Below are 6,084 nucleotides of genomic sequence, written 5' to 3' on the forward strand. Positions count from 1 at the left end.
CAGGCCATGATCACCGCGCTCGCCGCCGCCAAGGCCTATGCCTCGCAAGGCGCCATGGGCATCGGTTCCATCGGTGGAATCGGCGGCTCTGAAAAGAAGGGCGGCATCGACTTCGGCGAGCTGCTGAAGTCGACCATGGACGGCGCGACCAAGGCCTCGAAGGTCGCCGAACACAAGATCGCCGACCAGGTGGCCGGCAAGGCCGAACTGGTCGACGTGGTCACCGCCATCAGCTCGGCCGAGGCCAGCCTCGAGACGGTGATGGCCGTGCGCGACCAGGTGATCTCGGCCTACCAGGAAATCATGCGGATGCCGATCTAGGGGCGCTTCGGCGCGGCCTCCCGAGAAGCGCACCGCCGCTGACGGAGGTCCGCTTTCGACCCAAGTCGGACGTTCCCCAAACCCCTCTCTCTGAGAGAGAGGGAGGGGCCCACGCCGCAGGCGTGGGAGGGTGAGTGGTTACACCCTTTCCGAACGACGCTCCGGCCAAAGCGGCAGCGGCGACGGCGGTGCAAGCCCGGGTTCACTTTTGAGATACTTCAATGGAAGGCTCAGGATTCACCGGCCAGCGGTGAAACCTCTCACCCTCCCACCGCTTCGCGGCGGGCCCCTCCCTCTCTCTCAGAGAGAGGGATTCCGGATGGCCGCCAACCACCCTGAACTGACGTTCGCGGATCCGCTTCGATCGCACCCAAAAAGAAGGGCCGCCTCCGAGGGAAGGGGGCGGCCCAGTTCGCTTCAGGGGAGAAATAGAAACGCTACGCTTACTGAACGAGGGGGCTCACAGGTGCAGGAACGCCTTGGCTACCGCCAACAGGCCGCCCCAGACGATCGCGTTCAGCACCGAGGCCAGCAGCACGGCGAAGCCGAGCGGCCATTGGCGGGGCGAACGGCTCTGCGCCCGACGGGGGCGCGGATCGAACGGACGGGCTTGCGACGCGACGTTCATGGAAAGCTCCTTAACCATGACCCCATGGTCGAGATTGACTCGGCCTCCGCGAACCTGACGACCTGTCGCGCGCCGCCTTGTCGCACCCCCGAACGCACGAACCGTCTTGGGGCTTTGATTCAACGTGTGAGGTCGGCGAAGGTTGAGTCTCACCCGCCGCCGGAGCCCGCATGACCAAAGCCATTGTTCTGGACGGGGCCGGCAAGTCGTATGGCGGCCAGGCCGTCTTGGCGCCGACCACGCTGTCGATCGCCAAAGGCCGCTTCGTCGCCCTGGTCGGCGGATCGGGGGCGGGCAAGACCACGCTGCTGAAGCTGATGAATGGCCTGTCGACGCCGACCACCGGCCGGGTGCTGGTCGAGGGCGTCGACGTCGCGGCCCGGCCGGGCCCGGAGCTGCGGCGCGGGATCGGCTATGTCTTCCAGGAGATCGGCCTGTTCCCGCACATGACCGTGGCCCAGAACATCGGGATCACGCCCAACCTGCTGGGCTGGCCAGAGGGCGAGATCGCCGCGCGGGCGGATGAGCTGCTGGACCTCGTGGCCCTGCCGCGCGAGGTCGCCGGCCGGGCGCCGTCGGAACTGTCCGGCGGTCAGCGCCAGCGGGTCGGCGTGGCGCGGGCCCTGGCGGCGCGGCCCTCGATCCTGCTGATGGACGAGCCGTTCGGCGCGCTGGACCCGGTGACCCGCGTCGCCCTGGCCGACGACGTCCGGAGCCTGCACGAAGCCCTGGGCCTGACCACGGTGATGGTCACCCACGACGTCGGCGAGGCTCTGCTGCTGGCCGACGAGGTGGTGGTGATGGCCGGCGGCCAGGTGCTGGCCCACGCGCCGCCCCGCGATCTGCTGGCGGGCCATCCCGACCCGGTCGTCGCCGACCTGATCGCCGCGCCGCGCAAGCAGGCGCAGCGCCTGGCGGAGCTGGCCCGTGGCTGATCGTCTGAACGCCGCCCTCGCCGTCCTGCCCGAGCGCCTGGGCTGGCACGTGACCCTGTCGGCCGCCGCCCTGGCCCTGGGCCTGGCCGTAGCCCTGCCGCTGGGGATCGCCGCCGCCCGCAACCCGCGCCTGAAGTGGATCGCCCTGGCCGCCGCCGGCCTGGTCCAGACCATTCCGAGCCTGGCCCTGCTGGCCCTGTTCTATCCGCTGCTGCTGCTGCTGTCGGGCCTGGCGGTGAAGGTGCTGGGCCATGGCTTCCCGGCCCTGGGCTTCCTGCCGTCGCTGCTGGCCCTGACCCTCTATTCGATGCTGCCGATCCTGCGGAACGCGGCGGCGGGCGTTTCCGGCGTCGATCCGGCCGTGGTCGAGGCGGCGCGCGGCGTCGGCATGACCGATCGCCAGCGGCTGTGGCGCGTCGAGCTGCCCCTGGCCGCGCCGGTGATCATGGCCGGCGTCCGCACCGCCGCCGTCTGGACGATCGGGGCGGCGACCCTGTCCACGCCCGTCGGCCAGACCTCGCTGGGCGACTACATCTTCTCCGGCCTGCAGACCGAGGACTGGGTGGCGGTGCTGGTCGGCTGCGCGGCCTCGGCGGGCTTGGCGATGGTCGTCGACCAGCTGTTGGGTCTGATCGAGGGCGGCGTGGCGCGACGCGATCCAAGACGCCTGTGGGCGGGCGGCGCGGGCCTGGCGCTGGGCCTGCTGGCGGCTGTGGCGCCGCTGGCGGGCGCGGCGCTGTCGCAAGGGCGGCCGGCCTATGTGATCGGGGCCAAGAACTTCTCCGAGCAATATATCCTGGCCGAGCTGATGGCCGGCCGCCTGGAGGCCGAGGGCGCCAGCGTCCAGCGGCGCGTCAACCTCGGCTCGGCGGTCGCCTATCGCGCCCTCGCGGCCGGCGAGATCGACGCCTATGTCGACTATTCCGGGACCTTGTGGGCCAACGTCCTGAACCGGACCGACAACCCCGGCCGCCAAGCGGTGCTGGACGGCCTGCGGACCGAGCTGAAGCGCCGCGACGGCGTCATACTGCTGGCCCCGCTGGGCTTCGAAAACGCCTACGCACTGGCCATGCGCCGCGACCGCGCTCAGGCCTTGGGCGTGAAGACCCTGGTCGACCTGGCGGCCAAGGCGCCGGACCTGGTGATGGGCGGCGACCTGGAGTTCTTCTCGCGACCGGAATGGGCGGGGGTGGAGAAAGCCTACGGCCTGCGCTTCAAGGCCAAGCGCCAGTTCCAGCCGACCTTCATGTACCGGGCGCTGGCCAGCGGCGAGGCCGACGTGATCTCGGCCTTCTCGTCGGACGGGCGGATCGCGGCCGACAATCTGGTTCTGCTGGGCGACCCGAAGGGCGCGCTGCCGCCCTATGACGCGGTGATCCTGGTCTCGCCCAAGCGGGCGGGGGATCGGCGGTTGCTCGAGGCGCTGAAACCGCTGGGCGGGAGCATCGACGTCGAAGCGATGCAGGCGGCCAACTACGCGGTGGATCGGGACACGGGCAAGAAGAGCCCGGCCGAGGCGGCCGGGATGCTGACGCGCTAGAGCCGGACGCCCCCTCCGTCACGCTGCGTATTCGCAGCGCGCCACCTCCCCCGTTCCACGGGTGAGGAGGGGGTCATCCTCCCCTGCGTAGCGGGGGAGGTGGCGCGGCGCCGATAGGCGACGTGACGGAGGGGGCGTCCCGGCGGGTTAAAGAATCCCCGGCAGATCCAGCCCCTTCTCCCGCGCACAGGCGACCGCGTCCTCGTACCCCGCATCCGCGTGCCGCATCACGCCCGAGGCCGGATCGTTCCACAGCACCCGCGCGATCCGCTTGGCCGCCGCCTCGGTGCCGTCGCAGACGATCACCATGCCCGCGTGCTGCGAGAAGCCCATGCCGACCCCGCCGCCGTGGTGCAGCGACACCCAGGTCGCGCCCGAGGCGGTGTTGAGCAGGGCGTTCAGCAACGGCCAGTCCGACACCGCGTCCGAGCCGTCCTTCATCGCCTCGGTCTCGCGGTTGGGCGARGCGACSGAGCCGCTGTCSAGGTGGTCGCGGCCGATGACCACCGGGGCTTTCAGCTCGCCGCTGGCGACCATGGCGTTGAAGGCCAGGCCCAGGCGGTGACGGTCGCCCAGGCCGACCCAGCAGATGCGGGCGGGCAGGCCCTGGAACTTGATCTTCTCGGCGGCCATGTCGAGCCAGTTGTGCAGGTGCGGATTGTCCGGGATCAGCTCTTTGACCTTGGCGTCGGTCTTGGCGATGTCCTCGGGATCGCCCGACAGCGCCGCCCAGCGGAACGGCCCGATCCCCCGACAGAACAGCGGGCGGATATAGGCCGGCACGAAGCCCGGGAAGTCGAAGGCGTTGGCCACGCCTTCCTCCAGGGCCATCTGGCGGATGTTGTTGCCGTAGTCGACGGTCGGCACGCCGGCGGCCTGGAAGTCGAGCATGGCCTTCACATGCACGGCCATCGACGCGCGGGCGGCGCGGTTGACGCTTTCCGGATCGCGCTCCTTGGCGGTGGCCCATTGTTCCAGGCTCCAACCGGCCGGCAGGTAGCCGTTGATCGGGTCATGGGCGCTGGTCTGGTCGGTCAGCAGMTCGGGGCGGATGCCGCGCTCGAACATCTGGGGCAGCAGTTCCGCGGCGTTGCCCAACACGCCGATCGAGATGGGCTTGCCGTCGGTCTTGGCCGCTTCGATCCAGGCCAGGGCCTCGTCGACGCTGTCGGTGGACCGGTCGAGATAGCCGGTCCGTAACCGCATCTCGATGCGCGAGGGCTGACACTCGATGGCCAGGCACGAGGCCCCGGCCATCACCGCGGCCAGCGGCTGGGCGCCGCCCATGCCGCCCAGGCCCGCCGTCAGCAGCCACTTGCCCGAGAGATCGCCGCCGTGGTGCTGGCGGCCCATCTCGACGAAGGTCTCGTAGGTGCCCTGCACGATGCCCTGAGCGCCGATATAGATCCACGAGCCGGCGGTCATCTGGCCGTACATGGCCAGGCCCTTGCGATCCAGTTCGTTGAAGTGCTCCCAGGTGGCCCAGCGCGGCACCAGGTTGGAGTTGGCGATCAGCACGCGCGGTGCGTCGGCGTGGGTGCGGAACACGCCGACCGGCTTGCCGGACTGGACCAGCAGCGTCTCGTCGTCCTCCAGCCGGCGCAGGGTCTCGACGATCTTGTCGAAGCTCTCCCAGTCGCGGGCCGCGCGGCCGATGCCGCCATAGACGACCAGCTCCTCGGGCCGCTCGGCGACGTCGGGGTGCAGGTTGTTCATCAGCATCCGCAGCGGCGCTTCGGTCAGCCACGACTTGGCGGAAAGTTCGGTCCCGGTGGCGGGGCGGATGACGCGGGTGTTGTCGCGGCGGGTCATGCGGGACTCCGGGTGAATTGGAGGCAGGCGGAAAGCACGTCTTCCAGCACCGCGCGCAGCGGTTCGGCGCGGTCGGCGTGGAAGGGCGTGGGCCAGGTGTCGGGTGTCGGCGGCTCAGACGGATCGTCCATGTAACCCCGGCAGGCCAACTCCATCTGGAGGGCGTGAACACCCTCGGAAGGCCGGCCGTAGTGGCGCGTCGTCCAGCCGCCCTTGAAACGGCCATTGGTGACGCGCGAGCGCCCCGAAGCGTCGCAGGCGGCTTCGACGGCGGCGGTAAGGGCGGCGTCGCAGCTCTGGCCGCTGTTGGTGCCGAGGTTGAATTGCGGCAGCTCGCCGGCGAACAGGCGCGGCACGCGCGAGCGGATCGAGTGGGCTTCGTACAGCACCACGCGCGGATGGAGGGCGCGCAGGCGTTCGATCTCGGCGCGGAGGGCGGCGTGGTAGGGCTCGAAGTACGTCTCACGCCGGCGGGCGATCTCGGCCTCATCGGGCGCTTGGCCGTCGCGATAGAGCGCCTCGCCGTCGAAGGTGGTGGTGGGGCAGAGCTCCGTCGTCGCCTGACCCGGATAGAGCGAGGCGCCCGACGGGTCGCGATTGACGTCGATGACCGTGCGCGAGACCGCCGTCCGCACCAGCGTCGCGCCCAGGCCCTCGGCGAAGGCGTACAGCCGGTCGACCCACCAGTCGGCGTCCTTGCGGGCGAGCCAGCGGGAGGTGAGGCGAGGTTCGAGGTCGGCGGGGATGTTCGTGCCGGTGTGGGGGAGGGAGATGATCAGTGGGGCGGCGCCGGGCGTGACTTGGAGCCAGTCGTTCATGCTCCAAGCTCCCTAAATCCCGACCTCCCC

Annotated in this window: 6 protein-coding genes; 3 read left to right on the forward strand and 3 right to left on the reverse strand. The window is 70.3% G+C overall.

Annotation, left to right across the window (positions count from 1 at the left end; all coding sequences use genetic code 11):
- Positions 1 to 6 precede the first annotated feature (6 nt).
- Positions 7 to 321 (forward strand): flagellar hook-basal body complex protein FliE, encoded by a 315-nt coding sequence (gene fliE / locus AC1DSO_RS09005; protein WP_477068497.1) that lies wholly within the window; start codon positions 7 to 9, stop codon positions 319 to 321.
- Positions 322 to 781: 460 nt separating this feature from the next.
- Here fliE and AC1DSO_RS09010 read toward each other — a convergent pair whose 3' ends face one another.
- The gene (locus AC1DSO_RS09010; RefSeq protein WP_477068498.1) at positions 782 to 949 is read right to left on the reverse strand and encodes a hypothetical protein; all 168 of its coding nucleotides are present in this window, start codon (positions 947 to 949) and stop codon (positions 782 to 784) included.
- 170 nt (positions 950 to 1,119) lie between these two features.
- Here AC1DSO_RS09010 and AC1DSO_RS09015 point away from each other — a divergent pair, with 170 nt between their 5' ends.
- Positions 1,120 to 1,884, forward strand: a complete 765-nt coding sequence (locus AC1DSO_RS09015) for an ATP-binding cassette domain-containing protein (protein WP_477068499.1) — start codon at positions 1,120 to 1,122, stop codon at positions 1,882 to 1,884.
- Positions 1,877 to 3,424 carry a glycine betaine ABC transporter substrate-binding protein gene (locus AC1DSO_RS09020; protein WP_477068500.1) on the forward strand — a complete coding sequence of 516 codons (1,548 nt, stop codon included), beginning with the start codon at positions 1,877 to 1,879 and terminating at the stop codon, positions 3,422 to 3,424. Before AC1DSO_RS09015 ends, AC1DSO_RS09020 begins: the two co-directional genes overlap by 8 nt.
- 147 nt (positions 3,425 to 3,571) lie before the next feature.
- Here the strand turns inward: AC1DSO_RS09020 and hutU are convergent, their stop codons facing one another.
- Together hutU and hutG are read right to left on the reverse strand one after the other, a co-directional pair.
- Positions 3,572 to 5,236: a urocanate hydratase gene (hutU, locus tag AC1DSO_RS09025; protein ID WP_477068501.1), complete on the reverse strand. Its 1,665-nt coding sequence runs from the start codon at positions 5,234 to 5,236 to the stop codon at positions 3,572 to 3,574.
- Positions 5,233 to 6,054, reverse strand: coding sequence for an N-formylglutamate deformylase (gene hutG / locus AC1DSO_RS09030; protein ID WP_477068502.1), 822 nt, complete (start codon positions 6,052 to 6,054; stop codon positions 5,233 to 5,235). The genes hutU and hutG overlap by 4 nt, the downstream gene beginning before the upstream one ends.
- Between the last annotated feature and the right edge of the window lie 30 nt (positions 6,055 to 6,084).

Source organism: Caulobacter sp. P4_E5, assembly GCF_056401555.1.

Coding starts and splice junctions, on each gene's coding strand:
- fliE (WP_477068497.1), top strand. CDS start 7: ATGATCACCGCGCTCGCCGCCGCCAAGGCCTATGCCTCGCAAGGCGCC.
- AC1DSO_RS09010 (WP_477068498.1), bottom strand. CDS start 949: ATGAACGTCGCGTCGCAAGCCCGTCCGTTCGATCCGCGCCCCCGTCGG.
- AC1DSO_RS09015 (WP_477068499.1), top strand. CDS start 1,120: ATGACCAAAGCCATTGTTCTGGACGGGGCCGGCAAGTCGTATGGCGGC.
- hutG (WP_477068502.1), bottom strand. CDS start 6,054: ATGAACGACTGGCTCCAAGTCACGCCCGGCGCCGCCCCACTGATCATC.